Here is a 16,483-nt window from a genome sequence, read left to right on the forward strand (position 1 = left end):
CTGAGAGCGCAGCGAACAGACTGCCCGCAGGGCGAGCGAAGCGAGTCAATCCCCGCCTCACCGCCATATTTAAAGAAGAGCTCGTACGCAAGTACGGGCTTTTTTTTCGCATATTGATTTGCCGGATGCGGTGCAAGCACCTTATCCGGCCTACGAATGACGAACAACCTGTAGGCCTGAAAGCTGCGCGCCATCAGGCATAGCAATTATTGTCGGCTGAGTAGCGTTAACACTTCATAATGCGAGGTGTGCGGGAACATATCGAAAAGCTGAACGCGTTCAATTCGATACCCAGGCAACTCACGAATATCCTTCGCCATGGTTTGCGCATTACAGCTGGAATAAACAATAAAACGCGGTGCCATGCGGGAAAGAAAATCGCACAGCGGTTTCCCAATCCCGCGACGCGGCGGATTCACCAGCACCAGATCCGGAACTTCGCCCTGAGCGGTAGCAAACTGAGTTGAATCCAACGCCTGAAAATGCAGATTCTGCAACCCAAGTTCCTGCGCCGACTGCTTCGCGCAGGTAATCGCCTCTGGCGCGATTTCAATCCCCGTCAGTTTCATTTGCGGTGTAGCGCAGTGCAGACCAAAACCCCCAACGCCGCAAAACAGATCCCACATGTGATTAACCGGAAGCTGACGCACCCAGTCGCGCGCCGTGGCATACAACTGCCCCGCCACCACCGGGTTAGTCTGGAAGAAGCTCTGTGGGCGGATCCACAACGGTACATCGTTAAAGCGTTCCGCCAGCGCCTGTTGTTCCGTCAGGAAGATTTCTGTCTCCCCTTCCATAATCGCCATATGCACCGGCTGAATATTGGCAGTGATCACTTTTAACTGTGGGAGTTGTGCCTGCAGCCAGGGCAGCGCCGCGCGCAGCTGTGCCAGTTTTGCTTCAGAACGCAGGACAAAACGCAGCATCATGCCGCCATCGAACCGGCTTTCCGTTAACAGCAAATATTTCAGTTCCCCGCGTTTACGCGCAACGTTATAGGGTGTTAATCCTGCTCGGGCGATAAACGGCTTAAGAACGGAAAATACGGGCGCAAAAGACTCAGGGTAGAGCGGACAGTCGCACAAATCCTCCGGCGTACCGTCACGATGCAACATCCCCAGCAACGGTTTTTCCACGCTGCCGCTGACCACCATTTTGGCTTTATTGCGAAACGCGCTTTCCGGACCACTGACCGGCGCGCACCATTCTCCGACCGGATAATCGGCCAGCAGATTCTGCAGATCGGCTGTTTTAGCGAAGAGTTGATCGGCGACAGGCTGTGTTATCCACTGACAGGAGCGACAGCGTTCGGCGTCATAAAGTGCGCACTGCATACAAAGACCTACAAATTAACCGGGGGCCAAGATTATACACGTTATTGCAAACGGAAGAACCGCCTGCTGGACGCAGGAACAAACAGTAGCAGCAATACCAGCATATCCGGCAGTTTTTGCATCACCAGCGTATGCAGGATTTCGCGTCTGGACTCCCCCGCAATACTGAACAGTTCGGGATATCCGTAGCCCAGCGAAGCAGCCCACAGATAGACGCTGGCGATAATCTGGGTCAACAGATAGATCCAGCGTGCCCAGTTCCGTCCTTTTACCAGCGAAAATGCACAGTAAATTTCGATAAATAGCAGCACCAGACTGCCCAGAAACACCAGCGTCAAATTCCAGGTCTGCACACTGCGATGAATAAACTCACTGGTTCCACGAAACCCAAGCGTATTAAAAATCATCAACAGATCGAGACAGCGGATCATAATAATAGCCAGCGCCGCCACCTGCACCAAAGCAGGGACGTTTAAGCGAGCATGTGATGTGGATGATTTCTTAAAAAATCCCAACGCGTCGTCTTCCATGAAAACGGCGCAACCACCACAGCTGCGCCGTATAGACAGGTTGGCAGATTTTAGTTTTTTCAGCCGCGTCTTGCACGTTGGATATCGCGGATCCGTTGTTTTTCTGTTCGCGCCATCAGATACCACGCGATAAATCCGATAATTCCTACCACACCAAGAATCAGCGTTGCCAGCGCGTTGATCTCCGGGTTCACCCCCATACGTACGCTGGAGAACACCAGCATCGGTAACGTTGTGGCGCCAGGACCAGAGACAAAGCTGGCAATAACCAGATCATCGAGTGACAGCGTGAAGGCTAATAGCCAACCGGAAATCACCGCCGGCATAATCATCGGCAGCGTGATGACGAAAAAGACCTTCAGCGGCGTGGCGCCAAGATCCATCGCAGCTTCCTCAATGGAATGATCCAGTTCGCGCAAACGTGAAGAAATCACCACCGCTACGTACGCTGTACAGAAGGTGACGTGCGCCAGCCAGATGGTCAGCATTCCGCGATCAGCCGGCCAGCCGATGGCGTGAGCCAACGCTACAAACAGCAGCAGCAGCGACAAACCGGTAATGACATCTGGCATAACCAGCGGCGCGGTGATCATAAAGGCGAAACCATTCGAACCACGAAAACGACCAAAGCGCACCATTACCACGGCGGCGATGGTACCAAGGATTGCCGCCATCGTCGCAGCGCCTGCGGCAATCGTTAGGCTCATGCCTACGGCGCTTATCATCGCGGTATCGTGAAAAAGCTCGCCATACCAACGCGTTGACCACCCTGCCCAAACCGTCACCAGCTTCGAGCTGTTAAACGAATAGATAACCAACATCAGCATCGGCGCGTACAGGAAGGTAAAGCCAACTACCAGGATAAAAATACGCCACGGCGAGCGAACGACTGGTAAGTTATTCATCCGTGTTCCCCCACGCTTTTTTGCTGATATTTGTGGAACCACATGATCGGCACAATCAGTAACAGCAGCATAATAATGGCGACAGCAGAAGCCACCGGCCAGTCGCGGTTATTGAAAAACTCCTGCCAAAGCACACGGCCAATCATGATGCTGTCCGGGCCGCCCAGCAGCTCAGGGATCACAAACTCGCCAACAGCCGGAATAAACACCAGCATTGACCCGGCAATAATCCCGCCCTTGGTCAACGGCACAATCACGCTAAAGAAAGTCTTCAGCGGTCGGGCACCTAAATCCAGCGCCGCTTCCACCAGCGAGTAATCAATACGGGTCAGCGCGGTATAAATCGGCAGCACCATAAAGGGCAAATAGGCGTAAACAATGCCGATATAGACCGCCAGATTGGTGTGCAAAATAGTCAACGGTTGGTCGATGACACCCAGCCACATCAGAAAGTTGTTCAGGACGCCGTTGTTTTTCAGGATCCCCATCCAGGCATACACGCGAATTAAAAACGAGGTCCAGGACGGTAGGATCACCAGCAACAGCAGAATATTACGCGTTGAGGGTTTACTGTGCGCGACTGCCCATGCCAGCGGGTATCCCAGCAGCAGACAACAGATTGTCGAAATTCCCGCCACCTGTAACGATTGCAGGTAGGCATCGAAATAGAGCGGATCGTCCGTCAGTTGCAGGAAGTTGCCTAAGTTGAGCGTGATGGATAACTGATCGTCAGCCCATGAAACGAGGTCAGTATAGGGTGGAATAGCGCGCGCCATTTCAGCCAAACTGATTTTGAAGACGATCAGAAAAGGCAGCAGAAACAGGAGCAACAGCCACACATACGGCAGCGCGATCACCAGCTTGCGCCCGTGCTTCATTTGCAGCCGCGACATAAACAGCCTGAATCGCCCCGCGTTATCCACGCGTGCCGCAGGTTCAAGTGTACTCATCTTCGCTCCTTAAACCGTCAACACCACACAGCTGTCCGCATCCCAACATAAACGGACTTCGTCACCCCAGGTTGGTAACCCTTTACGATAACGATGCTCATTTTGTAGCTGGGCGCTCAACATCTGACCGCTTTTCAAACGTACGTGGTACACCGACAAATCGCCCAGATAGGCAATGTGCACCACTTCGCCTACCGCGAAGTTATAACCCTCTGGCGGAGGCGCTTCGCAGAGCATGATTTTTTCCGGACGCAGCGCAACATACACCGGGACGTTATCGACAACAGAAGCATCGGCGTCCACTTTCAGCGGATGCACCAGTCCTGGAGACTCAATCACCAGACCATCTTCCCGACGTTCTTTCAGCAGTCCCTCAAAAACGTTTACCGAACCGATAAACTCTGCGCTATAACGCGTGGTCGGATGCTCGTAGATCTCTTCTGGCTCACCAATCTGGACAAATTTTCCACGATTCATGATCGCAATACGACCCGCCATCGTCATGGCTTCTTCCTGATCGTGCGTCACCATCACGCAGGTCACACCGACGCGTTCCAGGATATCCACTACCTCCAGTTGCATGCGGTCTCGGAGTTTTTTATCCAGCGCCCCCATTGGTTCATCCAGCAGCAGCAGTTTTGGACGTTTTGCCAGGCTGCGCGCCAATGCCACGCGCTGACGCTGGCCGCCAGAAAGCTGATGTGGTTTGCGTTTAGCGAACTCCTGCATATGCACGAGTCCCAGCATCTCATTCACCCGACTGGCGATTTCAGCCTTCGGCAGTTTGTCCTGCTTGAGACCAAAGGCAATGTTCTGCTCGACAGTCATATGCGGAAACAAGGCGTAGGACTGAAACATCATATTAATTGGACGCAGATAAGGCGGGACATGCGCTAAATCGACGCCATCAAGCATGATTTGCCCGGTAGTCGGCAGTTCAAATCCCGCCAGCATCCGCAGCAGTGTCGATTTGCCACAGCCGGAAGCGCCGAGCAGAGCAAATATTTCACCTTTGTAGATAGTAAGATTGACGTCATCAACGGCGTGCTGACCGTCAAATGACTTGGTCAGATTGCGAATTTCAAGCAGCGGGGTCAGCGCCTTGCGGATTTTCGCTTGTGGGCGTGGGGTTGCATCATTCACTCAGGTGCTCTCCGGCATAAAACAAAGAAACGGTGCAAATAACGCACCATAACGGTGCGTATTGCCGGGTTATATGTGTCCAGGCTCAACGCTGCCCGGCAGGCACAAATCCTGCCGGATCATGTCCCAAACATCGGTTTATTTCCCGCTTTTTACCTTCGTCCATGCGCGGGTACGTACACGATCGATCTTCGGATCCTGTACTTTCAGTGTGAACAACTTAGCTCGCACATCCGCAGGCGGGTAAATACCCGGGTTGTCACGAACTTCAGGGCTGACCAGAGCCGTCGCTTCTTTGTTGGCATTGGCATAAAAAACGTGGTCGGAGATATGCGCAATCACATCAGGGCGCAGCAGGTAGTTGAGGAACTGATAGGCTTCGTCTTTGTTTTTCGCATCGGCAGGCATCGCGAATACGTCAAAGAACGCCATTGCACCTTCTTTAGGAATTGAGAAGGAGATATTGACGCCATTTTTCGCTTCTTTCGCACGGTTTGCTGCCTGCCATACGTCCCCAGCCCAGCCGATTGCAACGCAGGTATCACCGTTTGCCAGGTCGTTGATGTACTGCGAAGAGTGGAAATAGCGAATATTCGGTCGCAGTTTCAACAACAGATCCGTTGCCGGTCCGGTGTAATCATCCGCTTTGGTACTGTTTGGATCTTTACCCAAATAGTTCAGCACCGTGGCGAACACCTCTTCGGGGGCATCAAGGAAAGAGACGCCGCAGCTTTTGAGTTTTTCCAGATTTTCTGGCTTGAGGATCAAATCCCAGCTGTCAACCGGCGCATCCGGCCCCAGCACAGCTTTAACTTTATCCACGTTGTAACCAATACCGGTCGTAGCCCACATATACGGCATCGCAAACTTGTTGTCCGGATCGTGTTTGCCCACCAACTTCAGCAGTTCAGGATCAAGGTTTTTCCAGCCCGGCAATTTGCTCTTATCCAGCGGTTGGAATACGCCCGCGGTCAGTTGACGCTCAAGGAAGCTGGCGGATGGAACGACAAGGTCAAAGCCGGTACTGCCAGCCATGAGCTTACCTTCCAGCACTTCATTGGAATCAAATACGTCATAGATGACTTTAATTCCGGTCTCTTTTTCAAAATTAGCCACCGTGTCCGGGGCAATATAATCAGACCAGTTATATATATGCAGCGTTTTTTGTTCAGCAGCGAGCGTGCCGGCAGAGACGGCCATCAGAGCACCCGCAACCAGGCCTGATAACCATTTTTTATTTAAGGCGGTCATAATCTCTTTCCTTCTGAAAGTTCGTTAACAAACGAACAAAAATGTCACACTCTAATGATATGCAAGAAACGTGCATATTCTTTCATGCGGCACCGATGTAAAGAGAGACCTCTCCTCACGCCGCTATTGCTCGCTGGCATCCGTCCAGGCATTCAACATACATTGTGGCCGTAGAACAGGTCACAAGGGGCTGTTTAAATGATGACGTTGGTAAGCTTCGCAAGAATAACTTTAGCCAGGAATTGTGGATATAGCCCAGATTAAAAAACGTCTTTTATCAATTTTTTATGCAGGAATTGTCTATGACGTAAAGCGGAAGGCGCTGAATAGAGGTGAATAATTCTTTAATGAAAGGTTAAATACAGAATAAAAACGGGCAATACGCAACCGCTCTGGCAGCGGCTGCGCAATATATGTCCAGATTCAGGAAGAATTAATGGAGGAAATGAATTTCAGCGGTGCTATTCTGCGCATCTTCTTCAGCATTAAATAACAGCTGATGCGCACCGGCTTCAAGGATCACCATCGATATCTGCTCTTCGCTCTGGCGAACAAAACATTCAAACTGCTCAAACGTCACGCCCGGCATAACGGATAAAGACTGGCAAACCACCAGTTTTGGCAGATTATCATCCTGCATATCCAGAAAAGCTTTCACCGTCAGTGAGCTGGCATTGATCGCGGACAGATCGGCGGCCAGCGGCAGCAGTGCAGAAGGTCTGACTTCTGCCATCGCGGAAAACAGAATGACGTTATCGACCAAATCAACTTTTGCATCAAAGATGCCGTCAAAATTCTGCATGTGCGGTAAATGCAGCGCCTGACAGGTATCGCATTCAAAAAAACTCATGCCCAGGTCGTCGAGCCATTGACGCAACGTATCCAGAGTGGGAACGACCAGTGATGTCATAATAATGTGCGACCTCTATTGATGAAAAAAATACCGGCACAGCTTACGCAAAAAGAGCGTGTCATACCACGATCGCAATCGATATTGCGCTTAGCCGCCGATTTTAAGGCAAAATTCAGGCGTAGCGTGACGTTCGATCCACTGGATCATCTTGCCAGCTATGTCTATCCCGGTGGTTTTCTCCACTCCTTCCAGCCCCGGAGACGCGTTGACCTCCATGACCAGTGGCCCTCGATCAGCGCGCAGAATATCAACGCCTGCAACGTCCAGGCCCATAGTCCGGGCGGCTTTGAGCGCAATTTCTCTTTCGCGCGGCGTGATACTCGCAATAGTCGCAACACCACCGCGATGGAGATTAGAACGAAAATCGCCCTCTTTAGCCCGTCGTTCAATGGCGGCCACTACTTCGTCGCCCACCACGAAACAGCGGATATCGCGCCCCTTCGCTTCTTTGATATATTCCTGAACCAGGATATGGGCATTCAACCCACGAAAGGCATCTACCACGCTTTCTGCAGCCTGCCGCGTTTCCGCCAACACCACGCCAATACCCTGGGTGCCTTCAACCAGTTTCACCACCAACGGCGCACCGCCAACCATGTCAATCATGTCGCTGGTATCGTCGGGAGAGTGAGCTATCCCGGTGATGGGTAAATCAATTCCCTGACGCGCCAGCAGCTGCAGCGAACGCAGCTTATCGCGCGCTCGTGTAATCGCTACCGATTCATTCAACGGATAGCTACCCAGCATCTCAAACTGGCGCAGCGCCGCCGTCCCATAAAAGGTAATCGCAGAACCAATCCGCGGGATCACCGCGTCGAAATGGGGAAGCTGACGGCCCTTGTAATGAATAGAAGATGCCGCCGGACTGATGTTCATATAGCAAGAAAGGGGATCGATAACTTCAACCAGGTGACCGCGCTGCATCGCCGCTTCACGCAGGCGTTTACAAGAATAGAGCGTTCCGTCCCGGGACAAAATGGCAATTTTCACCCTGCACCTCTCTGAATGACCTGGTAAAAGCTGGCGTATCATACACTGGGTTAAAATCTTTAGCGCGTGGCCCATCCCTGTTTATGCAAATATTCCAGGATAAAGGGGCGACTTTCTTTAATGATGGTACGGCGAATGTGATCGCTCCAGGTGTCACGACGCGTATTGCTGCCGCGGGTCAGATAGTACTGCGCAAGCTGTTCGTCATACTGCGACAAAACGTCTGTATCGAGCGGCTGATACTGGTTTTCGTGCACAACAAGCGACGCTGGCAGGCGCGGCTTGATATCCGGGTTATCCGCAGGCCAGCCAAGGCACAAACCAAACAGCGGCAGAACGTGCTGCGGCAGCTTCAGCAGTTCGGTGACCGGCTCAATATTGTTACGCAAACCGCCAATGAATACGCCGCCAAGTCCCAGCGACTCTGCCGCCGTCAACGCATTTTGCGCCATCATTGCAGTATCAACCACGCCCAGCAGCAGCTGTTCCGCCAGCCCAAGTTGCGCATCAGGGCAAATCTGCAAATGACGATTAAAATCAGCGCAAAACACCCAGAACTCAGCGGCCTGCGCCACATGCTTTTGGCCGCCAGATAAGGTAGCCAGCGATTCACGCAGAGATTTATCCGTTATACGAACGATCGTCGTGCACTGTAGAAAACTGGAGCTTGACGTTCCCTGAGCGGCGGCAATAATCGCCTCACGCTGTGCATCCGAAATAGCATCATCGGTAAAATGGCGAATGGAACGGTGGCTGCGGAGTAAATCAATGGTTGGTGTCATCTCTTTTGTCTCTGTCTAAATCAGTTGAATCACCGGGTGCGCGTGACATCAGTTGCGGTGCCAGCAGTTGAGCAATACGCCACATCAACGCCACCGCAGCAGGGAGCATCAGCAGTACGCCCAGAAATATCATCACCACGCAAGCTAACGGGCTGTTAAGCGGTGCGGGCAAGGTGAGGTAATCGTTAAGCGATAGCAGCGCCAGCGATAACAAAACCATCCCAATTATTTCCAGCATCAATACGCTTTTGGGTAATACACCAATTGTGCGCATACGCGGCCTCCCGGCGAAATGGCTTTCATTATAAAACGTTCCGGCTTGCCGTGTTTAACAGATATAGCTTGAGGATATCAAAGCAACAGGCTGAACCTGCTTTCCATCCGTCACAAATCGCGGCATCATAACAAGTATTGCCATCCGGCCTGATAAGTTCGAGGAGAAAGAGATGTTTGCCGTTATTTTTGGTCGCCCAGGGTGCCCGTATTGCGTGCGCGCAAAAGAATTAGCAGAAAAATTAAGCAGTGAGCATGACGATTTTAACTTCCGCTACATTGATATCCATGCTGAAGGAATTACCAAAGCAGATCTGGAAAAAACAGTAGGTAAGCCAGTTGAAACCGTTCCGCAGATTTTCGTCGATCAAAAACACATCGGCGGCTGCACGGATTTTGAAGCATGGGCAAAAGAGAATATGAATCTGTTCGCCTGATAGCTGTTTCTACGCCCTCAGCTTGAGGGCGTCATCAGTTCTTTTTCCGCCGTTGATGCTGATTGAATAAGCTACTGATAAATAAAAAACATAATGCGCCAAGCGCGCACCAAAACACCGCACTAAACAACCACGCCAGCTCTTGCCACAATGAACGCGTCGGCATAAAAACGAAACGCATCAGTAACAGGCAGCACGGCGCCGCCAACATTGCACCAAGAAGGGGTTTGAGTACTTCCCGACGATGGGAAAAAAAGCTTGCTGCAGCACCAGGTAAGATAAAAAACAACAATCCGACCTCAGGATGCCCTGCTGCTCTGAATGCCCCTTTCACGTTCAGCGTTAATGAAAGACACACCACAATAAAGAGCACAAAGCAGCAGACCGCACTCGCCCAACTTTGCTTATGTTTCAATCGTTCCTCCTGACACATTCTCTATCGAACACTCTTTTCGCCCGCAGGCGTCCAGTCAGATAAAGTAACTCGGCATTCCATGCCAAAAACACACCCACACGATTCTTATAGCCGTTGATACGTAATGAGATTAAACTAGCCGCATATATTGTTATGCTGCATTATTCGGGGCTGTGTACGATGCTATCGCCCCTTAATTTCTGGCAAAAACATTAGCGTAAATTGCCATTTCTTTCAATAGCTTACTAGTAAACAAGAAGTTAGTCTCCGTGAATATAAACGTCGCAGATTTGTTAAATGGGAATTACATCCTGTTATTATTTGTGGTCCTGGCTCTGGGCCTGTGTCTGGGCAAATTGCGTCTGGGTTCAGTCCAACTCGGTAATTCCATTGGCGTTTTAGTGGTCTCCCTATTATTAGGTCAGCAGCACTTTAGTATTAACACCGATGCATTAAATCTCGGCTTTATGCTGTTTATTTTTTGCGTCGGCGTCGAAGCCGGCCCCAACTTTTTTTCGATTTTTTTTCGCGATGGGAAAAATTATCTAATGCTTGCCCTGGTGATGGTCGGTAGCGCAATGCTGATCGCCCTGGGGCTGGGTAAGCTATTTGGCTGGGACATCGGCCTGACGGCTGGTATGCTGGCTGGCTCGATGACCTCAACGCCGGTGCTGGTCGGCGCAGGTGACACCTTGCGCCATTCAGGAATGTCAGGGACACAACTTTCAAGCGCTCTCGATAACCTGAGCTTGGGTTACGCCCTCACCTATTTGATTGGTCTGGTCAGTCTGATTGTTGGTGCGCGCTATTTGCCGAAACTTCAGCATCAGGACCTGCAAACCAGCGCCCAACAAATCGCGCGTGAACGGGGCCTGGATACTGACGCCAATCGTAAAGTTTACCTCCCGGTGATTCGCGCCTATCGCGTTGGCCCGGAGCTGGTGGCATGGGCCGATGGTAAAAATCTGCGCGAACTGGGTATTTATCGTCAGACCGGTTGTTACATTGAACGTATCCGTCGCAACGGCATTCTTGCCAACCCGGATGGTGACGCGGTGCTGCAAATGGGCGATGAGATAGCCCTGGTGGGTTATCCGGACGCCCATGCCCGCCTCGATCCCAGCTTCCGTAACGGTAAAGAGGTGTTCGATCGCGATCTGCTCGATATGCGCATCGTCACTGAAGAAATTGTAGTGAAAAACCACAATGCCGTTGGTCGTCGCCTGGCTCAGTTGAAACTGACCGACCACGGTTGTTTCCTGAACCGCGTGATCCGCAGCCAGATTGAAATGCCTATTGATGACAACGTCGTGCTCAACAAAGGTGACGTATTGCAGGTCAGCGGTGATGCTCGCCGCGTGAAAACCATTGCCGATCGTATCGGCTTCATTTCGATTCACAGTCAGGTGACCGATCTGCTGGCCTTCTGCGCCTTCTTTATCATCGGTCTGATGATCGGGATGATCACCTTCCAGTTCAGTAATTTCAGCTTCGGCATCGGGAATGCGGCTGGACTGCTGTTCGCCGGTATCATGCTGGGCTTCCTGCGAGCCAACCATCCAACGTTTGGCTACATCCCACAGGGTGCGCTGAACATGGTGAAAGAATTTGGCCTGATGGTATTCATGGCTGGCGTCGGTTTAAGCGCAGGCAGTGGGATTGGTAATGGGCTGGGGGCCGTCGGTGGTCAAATGTTGATTGCCGGTCTGGTAGTCAGCCTGGTTCCGGTTGTTATCTGTTTCTTGTTTGGTGCTTACGTATTGCGCATGAACCGCGCCCTGCTGTTTGGCGCCATGATGGGCGCACGTACCTGTGCTCCGGCAATGGAAATCATCAGCGACACCGCACGCAGCAACATCCCTGCGTTAGGCTATGCCGGGACCTACGCGATAGCCAACGTTCTGCTGACATTAGCGGGGACACTCATCGTCATTGTCTGGCCTGGCCTTGGTTAGCGCTGAAATTTACCCTTAAACGAAAATTTTTTGCAGGTAAGCAGAACTTTTCTTCAAGGCGTCAGTCATAACTATTGCCACTGCTTTTCTTTGATGTCCCCAATTTGTGGAGCCCATCAACCCCGCCGTTTTGGTTCAAGGTTGATGGGTTTTTTGTTGCCTGAAATTTACTACTGAAAAAATCAATCACGTACACCAACACCAACACCAACACCAACACCAACACCAGCAGTATGCCCGTATTCGAAGTCAGTGTACTTATGGTTCCTCGTGCTGCCTGGCAATCAAACACAATTAAATTTAACTGGAACCCTACCATCGAAAATTATGGCTATATACCTGTGACTCATATCTCAATTTTTTGAGTCGAAAGTTTGACAGTTCATTTCAACTCTGTTTTATTGCCTACACGATAATTATCCACAACATCTCTATTTAAATAGTGAACTTTTTCATGCTTTTAATTTACTCATGGTGATAAGTAATGAAGCTGCAAACTGTTATTCATAGAAAGAACATAATTTACTTTACTGTCGGCCTGGCCATGTTGACGATAATGGGAATTCTGGGAGTGGACACTTATTTACCTTCAATTCCCGACATCGCAAAAGAATTTAAAAAAAATGTCTCAACCACGCAGTTGTCGATTATGGTTTATACCCTATGCATTGGTTTTGGACAGCTAATTTTTGGTCCATTATCTGATGCTATTGGCCGGCGAAAAATTATGCTTACAGGTGCGGTTATTTATGGCGTGACAACATATTGTCTCACGCTCTCAACCGGTCTGGTTATGTTTCTGGCGATCCGTGTCATACAAGGTCTTTCTATATCAATAACGCTGGTTACAGCAATCAGCGCAGTTCGAGATGTAACTCGTGGTTCAGTGGCCGCGACGCTGTATGCCATCATCATCACTATCGAAGGTGTCGTTCCCATTGCTTCGCCCCTGCTGGGAGGGGTAATTAATGACTTATGGGGATGGCGCGCAATTTTTTTAATGATATGTGGCTATGCTATTATAACGTTAATATACGTTTATTTTAACTTCCCTGAAACACTCAGCCATGAGAGAAGGGTTGCCTATTCATTAAAATCATCATTTAATACGTATAAAGAGATCAGCAAACAACCTCGATTTTATCTACCTTGTCTGTCTCTTGGTCTGTCATTTTCGCTGATTTATTGCTATGTCACAGCCTCCCCATTTATTTTTATGGTTACGTTTGGATACTCATCAACGCAATTTGGTGTGCTTTCATCAATTATTGGAGGCTTCCTACTGCTGGGGGCTGCATTATCAGGTAAACTTCTTAAGAAAAGGTCTGCGCCGCAAATTTTGAATTCGTGGCTGAAAATCATCGCCTCATTTATTGTACTGTGTATTCCATTAATAATACTTAGTTATCACGTCAATATTTTTATATTCTTCTTTATTATCCTGATGTTTGCTGGAGGGATGTTCGAATCACTCTATACCTACCTGACCATGTCCAGTCAGCGCACCAACCTGGGAGCGACCTCTGCGTTGATGGGAGCCGCCTCGCTGGTTATTCCGTCAGTCATCGGAGGTGTCGGTAGTTTTTTAATTGAGCTAAATACCAGCATCTGGATGATGTACTTGCTTTTGATAATTTTGATAATGATATACATGTTAAAGAAATATCAAACACTTACAGTAACTGATCGGCGTTAAAATGAGCTGATAGACATTGCTGCTATAAGATCTATAGCAGCAATGTCCCCGACATAACCTGATTTTTCATCGCTGAGTGAGGTTCCCCGGAAACGCTTTCTCAAATTTGCAGCATGCCCGTTATGGCACATACTTTACTCGGTGCTAAATGGTGATGGGGTTGCTATGTTACTCTCAGGCAAAGTCGCAATGATCTTCGGTGGCAGCGGCGCTATTGGTAGTGCAGTTGCGCATACTATGGCGCGCGAAGGGGCCCATGTGTATCTGGGCGCGCGCCGTCAGGAAAAGCTGGATTGGACCGCCAGTGGCATCCGAACGGCGGGTGGTACAGTCGAAACCTTTATCACCGATGTACTCGACGAGCACAACGCATCGAAGGAAGTTACCCGCCTTGTACAGCAAACCGGTGGAATAGATGTGGTGGTTAACGCAACGGGATTTATGCACGAACAGGGCAAGCGCATCGATGCATTATCCCTCTCTGAGTTTATGAGCGGTATCACCCCTTTTTTTGCGGCGCAGTTCAATATCGCAAAAGCCGTAACGCCGCACATGGGCGGCAATCGAGCGGGCGTTATTCTCACCATCGTTGCGCCCGCAGCCCCGATGGCGATGCCCGGGCATCTCGGCCATATCGTCGGCTGTGCAGGAACAGAGGCTTTTATTAAGGCGCTCGCCAGCGAGACGGGACCAATAAACATTCGTGTCGTCGGCGTGCGGTCGCATGCGATTGTGGATGCTGTAGCGGCTGGCTCCTATACCGGAGAAATTTTCACCGCTAAAGCACAGTCAATGGGTTTAACCGTCGATCAATGGTTAGGGGGGGCGGCGCAAAGTACCATGCTCGCGCGCCTGCCTACGCTTGCACAAATCGCTGAGGTTACAACCTTTCTCGCTTCAGACCATGCCAGCGCCATGACCGCCACAGTGGTAAATATTACCGGGGGCGCCACCATAAGCTAATTTACCCGCTTTTCACGCCACGCGCTGCTGCGAGCCATTTTTTGCACTCGGACGGGAACACAATGCTATACCGCACATAATAACCAACGCGCTCACCAGATGATATGAATGCAGAGTGACGTGCAAAAACATCACACTAAATAATCCGCCACTCAATGGGATCAAGTGTGAATAGATCTCTCCACGCGTTGCGCCAATGGCGCTAATCCCTTTGTTCCATAATAGATATGACAGCCACGAAGGAAAAATAACAAGGTATGCCAGCCCAGTCACAACGCCTGTATTGGCATAGCTATTCCATCCCGGCATACCATTGCGTATCAACTCCAAAGCCAGTACCGGAATAAGTACAATCGCACCTAACAGCGCGCTCACTGCGACAAAGGCGTTTCCCTTTACCTCACGCGGTTTAATGCGTAAAAAAGCACAATAGACGGCCCAACTTAACGCTGACCCCATGGTCCAGAAATCGCCCTGATTCAGATGCGCAAATACCCGCGCATTTATCATATCACCCTGCGACACCAGCCATATAACACCAACAGTACTCAGGATCACACCAGCTATATTTCGCGCAGAAATCCGCTCTTTAAAAAAGAACTTATTGATTAACAGTACGAGCGCCGGGGTGGTGGACATATAAATCGCGGCATTAAGCGAGGTTGTATATTGCAAGCCGATATACAACGTTAAGGGGAAAAGAACCTGACCACAAAGCGCAAGGAAGACGATAGTACCAAAGGATTTTTTCATCACCGGCCATTGCTCTGTGACCTGACGAAAATAGAGCGTCATCAATAATAATGCGGTAAATACCCAGCGTGCCGCTGATAAAACGATGGGATTAACTTCAGCGACCAAGAGATGACCAATCACATAATTTCCACCCCAAAAACAGGCAGCCAGACTGAGTAAAAGATAGGGCATATTTGCGCCTTATTGTCAGTTGTACGGTATGACCACAAGGCTACGGCGGCGTGAGAATGAATGCTAATATAACGTTTTTATCCATCTGCATAGATTAAAACTATGAAATTTACGCTAAGGCAACTTGAGTTTTACATCGCGCTTGCAGAAACATTACAAATTTCCAAAGCTGCTGCACGCTGTCATATTTCTCAGTCATCAATGACCATTGCCATGCGGAACCTGGAAGAAGCATTAGACGTGCAGCTATTTGTACGTTATCCCAAAGGTGTGAAGCTCACCGCTGAGGGCGAGCGCTTTCTGGCACATGCCTGCAACATCATCAACAGTAGCCACTCGGCTATTGACGCCCTGCATGACAGGAGCGAAATTCTCACCGGCACGGTGCGCATAGGCATTGCTGAAACGCTCTCTGCCTATCTTATTCCGGATATACTCAACGATATTGAACGACGTTTCCCTTTGCTGGAGATCGTGTTTTATGAAGCTACTGCACCGGAACTGGTACAGGCGCTACGGGAACAAAAGGTCGATTTTTGCCTGCTTCTGACCTCAAATATCAACCATGATAACGACCTGGAGATCGAAACATTTATTCGTTCACAGCGCCGCCTGTGGACGTCTATTGGGCATCCGCTACAGAGCCAGGCATCGATCCGTTTAATAGACGTCGAGAAACTACCATTTTTACTACTGGAAACCGATAAGTACCCTGACGTAATCATCGATTACTGGCAGCAGCGTGGCTATACGCCCAATATCAGTTTTCGCAGCAACTCTTTTGAAGCAATAAGAAGTCTGGTTGCAAAAGGTAGAGGGATAACCATTTTATCCGACCTGGTGTATCGCCCGTGGTCACTGGATGGTCTGCGCGTCATGCACAGAACGATTGATGATTTTATTACTTATATGGATGTCGGGACGGTAAAAATAGCCGCCCGACCGTTGACGCCAGAGGCGGTAAAAGTCATTGATTTTTTACGTCAGGCCGTTACCCGCCTCGACAAACCATTTTGAGG

At 50.0% G+C, this 16,483-nt stretch carries 18 protein-coding genes; 5 read left to right on the forward strand and 13 right to left on the reverse strand.

What is annotated here, in order from left to right; all coding sequences use genetic code 11:
* The 11 genes from OGX66_RS09055 to OGX66_RS09105 all read right to left on the reverse strand — a co-directional run.
* Positions 1 to 194 (reverse strand): hypothetical protein (locus tag OGX66_RS09055; protein ID WP_353655294.1); only part of this gene is annotated, 194 nt, incomplete at its 3' end.
* Between the two features lie 12 nt (positions 195 to 206).
* A complete protein-coding gene (gene rlmC, locus OGX66_RS09060) occupies positions 207 to 1,334 on the reverse strand; it encodes a 23S rRNA (uracil(747)-C(5))-methyltransferase RlmC (protein ID WP_044701666.1) in 1,128 nt (375 codons plus the stop codon).
* A 41-nt stretch (positions 1,335 to 1,375) separates the two neighbouring features.
* Entirely contained in the window at positions 1,376 to 1,864 is a 489-nt protein-coding gene (locus tag OGX66_RS09065) for a YbjO family protein (protein ID WP_003035378.1), read from the reverse strand.
* 59 nt (positions 1,865 to 1,923) lie between these two features.
* Positions 1,924 to 2,769 (reverse strand): putrescine ABC transporter permease PotI, encoded by an 846-nt coding sequence (gene potI, locus OGX66_RS09070; protein ID WP_003035376.1) that lies wholly within the window; start codon positions 2,767 to 2,769, stop codon positions 1,924 to 1,926.
* Positions 2,766 to 3,719: a putrescine ABC transporter permease PotH gene (gene potH / locus OGX66_RS09075; protein ID WP_003035374.1), complete on the reverse strand. Its 954-nt coding sequence runs from the start codon at positions 3,717 to 3,719 to the stop codon at positions 2,766 to 2,768. Before potH ends, potI begins: the two co-directional genes overlap by 4 nt.
* A gap of 9 nt (positions 3,720 to 3,728) precedes the next feature.
* Positions 3,729 to 4,862, reverse strand: coding sequence for a putrescine ABC transporter ATP-binding subunit PotG (gene potG, locus OGX66_RS09080; protein ID WP_003035373.1), 1,134 nt, complete (start codon positions 4,860 to 4,862; stop codon positions 3,729 to 3,731).
* Between the two features lie 138 nt (positions 4,863 to 5,000).
* Entirely contained in the window at positions 5,001 to 6,113 is a 1,113-nt protein-coding gene (potF, locus tag OGX66_RS09085; RefSeq protein WP_003035370.1) for a spermidine/putrescine ABC transporter substrate-binding protein PotF, read from the reverse strand.
* A gap of 433 nt (positions 6,114 to 6,546) precedes the next feature.
* Positions 6,547 to 7,023 (reverse strand): type III secretion system chaperone family protein, encoded by a 477-nt coding sequence (locus OGX66_RS09090; RefSeq protein ID WP_003035368.1) that lies wholly within the window; start codon positions 7,021 to 7,023, stop codon positions 6,547 to 6,549.
* Between the two features lie 90 nt (positions 7,024 to 7,113).
* Positions 7,114 to 8,016: a 30S ribosomal protein S6--L-glutamate ligase gene (gene rimK, locus OGX66_RS09095; RefSeq protein WP_003836932.1), complete on the reverse strand. Its 903-nt coding sequence runs from the start codon at positions 8,014 to 8,016 to the stop codon at positions 7,114 to 7,116.
* A 59-nt stretch (positions 8,017 to 8,075) separates the two neighbouring features.
* Positions 8,076 to 8,798, reverse strand: coding sequence for a nitroreductase NfsA (gene nfsA / locus OGX66_RS09100; protein WP_003836934.1), 723 nt, complete (start codon positions 8,796 to 8,798; stop codon positions 8,076 to 8,078).
* The gene (locus tag OGX66_RS09105; RefSeq protein WP_003845523.1) at positions 8,782 to 9,072 is read right to left on the reverse strand and encodes a YbjC family protein; all 291 of its coding nucleotides are present in this window, start codon (positions 9,070 to 9,072) and stop codon (positions 8,782 to 8,784) included. Before OGX66_RS09105 ends, nfsA begins: the two co-directional genes overlap by 17 nt.
* A gap of 172 nt (positions 9,073 to 9,244) precedes the next feature.
* Between OGX66_RS09105 and OGX66_RS09110 the strand changes: the two genes are divergently transcribed.
* Positions 9,245 to 9,508, forward strand: a complete 264-nt coding sequence (locus tag OGX66_RS09110) for a GrxA family glutaredoxin (protein WP_003035358.1) — start codon at positions 9,245 to 9,247, stop codon at positions 9,506 to 9,508.
* Between the two features lie 34 nt (positions 9,509 to 9,542).
* Here OGX66_RS09110 and OGX66_RS09115 read toward each other — a convergent pair whose 3' ends face one another.
* Complete coding sequence (locus tag OGX66_RS09115) at positions 9,543 to 9,923, reverse strand: inner membrane protein YbjM (RefSeq protein ID WP_003035356.1); 381 nt, start codon at positions 9,921 to 9,923, stop codon at positions 9,543 to 9,545.
* A 269-nt stretch (positions 9,924 to 10,192) separates the two neighbouring features.
* On the opposite strand from OGX66_RS09115, the gene OGX66_RS09120 reads away from it, so the two are divergent.
* The 3 genes from OGX66_RS09120 (at position 10,193) to OGX66_RS09130 (ending at position 14,537) form a co-directional block, all read left to right on the forward strand.
* Positions 10,193 to 11,878, forward strand: coding sequence for an aspartate:alanine antiporter (locus OGX66_RS09120; RefSeq protein ID WP_003035354.1), 1,686 nt, complete (start codon positions 10,193 to 10,195; stop codon positions 11,876 to 11,878).
* A 484-nt stretch (positions 11,879 to 12,362) separates the two neighbouring features.
* A complete protein-coding gene (locus OGX66_RS09125; RefSeq protein WP_088902493.1) occupies positions 12,363 to 13,574 on the forward strand; it encodes a multidrug effflux MFS transporter in 1,212 nt (403 codons plus the stop codon).
* 165 nt (positions 13,575 to 13,739) lie between these two features.
* A complete protein-coding gene (locus tag OGX66_RS09130) occupies positions 13,740 to 14,537 on the forward strand; it encodes an SDR family NAD(P)-dependent oxidoreductase (RefSeq protein ID WP_103798143.1) in 798 nt (265 codons plus the stop codon).
* 12 nt (positions 14,538 to 14,549) lie between these two features.
* Here the strand turns inward: OGX66_RS09130 and OGX66_RS09135 are convergent, their stop codons facing one another.
* Complete coding sequence (locus OGX66_RS09135; protein ID WP_270921780.1) at positions 14,550 to 15,464, reverse strand: DMT family transporter; 915 nt, start codon at positions 15,462 to 15,464, stop codon at positions 14,550 to 14,552.
* A 102-nt stretch (positions 15,465 to 15,566) separates the two neighbouring features.
* Here OGX66_RS09135 and OGX66_RS09140 point away from each other — a divergent pair, with 102 nt between their 5' ends.
* A complete protein-coding gene (locus OGX66_RS09140) occupies positions 15,567 to 16,481 on the forward strand; it encodes a LysR family transcriptional regulator (RefSeq protein ID WP_003836947.1) in 915 nt (304 codons plus the stop codon).
* Positions 16,482 to 16,483: the final 2 nt, after the last annotated feature.

It is taken from the genome of Citrobacter sp. Cf072, from assembly GCF_030334485.1.
Taxonomy (GTDB): domain Bacteria; phylum Pseudomonadota; class Gammaproteobacteria; order Enterobacterales; family Enterobacteriaceae; genus Citrobacter; species Citrobacter freundii.

Excerpts from the sequence above, each read along its gene's own strand:
- potH (WP_003035374.1), bottom strand. The coding sequence starts at position 3,719 with ATGAGTACACTTGAACCTGCGGCACGCGTGGATAACGCGGGGCGATTC.
- potI (WP_003035376.1), bottom strand. The coding sequence starts at position 2,769 with ATGAATAACTTACCAGTCGTTCGCTCGCCGTGGCGTATTTTTATCCTG.
- nfsA (WP_003836934.1), bottom strand. The coding sequence starts at position 8,798 with ATGACACCAACCATTGATTTACTCCGCAGCCACCGTTCCATTCGCCAT.
- rlmC (WP_044701666.1), bottom strand. The coding sequence starts at position 1,334 with ATGCAGTGCGCACTTTATGACGCCGAACGCTGTCGCTCCTGTCAGTGG.
- OGX66_RS09105 (WP_003845523.1), bottom strand. The coding sequence starts at position 9,072 with ATGCGCACAATTGGTGTATTACCCAAAAGCGTATTGATGCTGGAAATA.
- OGX66_RS09090 (WP_003035368.1), bottom strand. The coding sequence starts at position 7,023 with ATGACATCACTGGTCGTTCCCACTCTGGATACGTTGCGTCAATGGCTC.
- OGX66_RS09125 (WP_088902493.1), top strand. The coding sequence starts at position 12,363 with ATGAAGCTGCAAACTGTTATTCATAGAAAGAACATAATTTACTTTACT.
- potF (WP_003035370.1), bottom strand. The coding sequence starts at position 6,113 with ATGACCGCCTTAAATAAAAAATGGTTATCAGGCCTGGTTGCGGGTGCT.
- OGX66_RS09140 (WP_003836947.1), top strand. The coding sequence starts at position 15,567 with ATGAAATTTACGCTAAGGCAACTTGAGTTTTACATCGCGCTTGCAGAA.
- OGX66_RS09130 (WP_103798143.1), top strand. The coding sequence starts at position 13,740 with ATGTTACTCTCAGGCAAAGTCGCAATGATCTTCGGTGGCAGCGGCGCT.
- OGX66_RS09135 (WP_270921780.1), bottom strand. The coding sequence starts at position 15,464 with ATGCCCTATCTTTTACTCAGTCTGGCTGCCTGTTTTTGGGGTGGAAAT.
- OGX66_RS09110 (WP_003035358.1), top strand. The coding sequence starts at position 9,245 with ATGTTTGCCGTTATTTTTGGTCGCCCAGGGTGCCCGTATTGCGTGCGC.
- OGX66_RS09065 (WP_003035378.1), bottom strand. The coding sequence starts at position 1,864 with ATGGAAGACGACGCGTTGGGATTTTTTAAGAAATCATCCACATCACAT.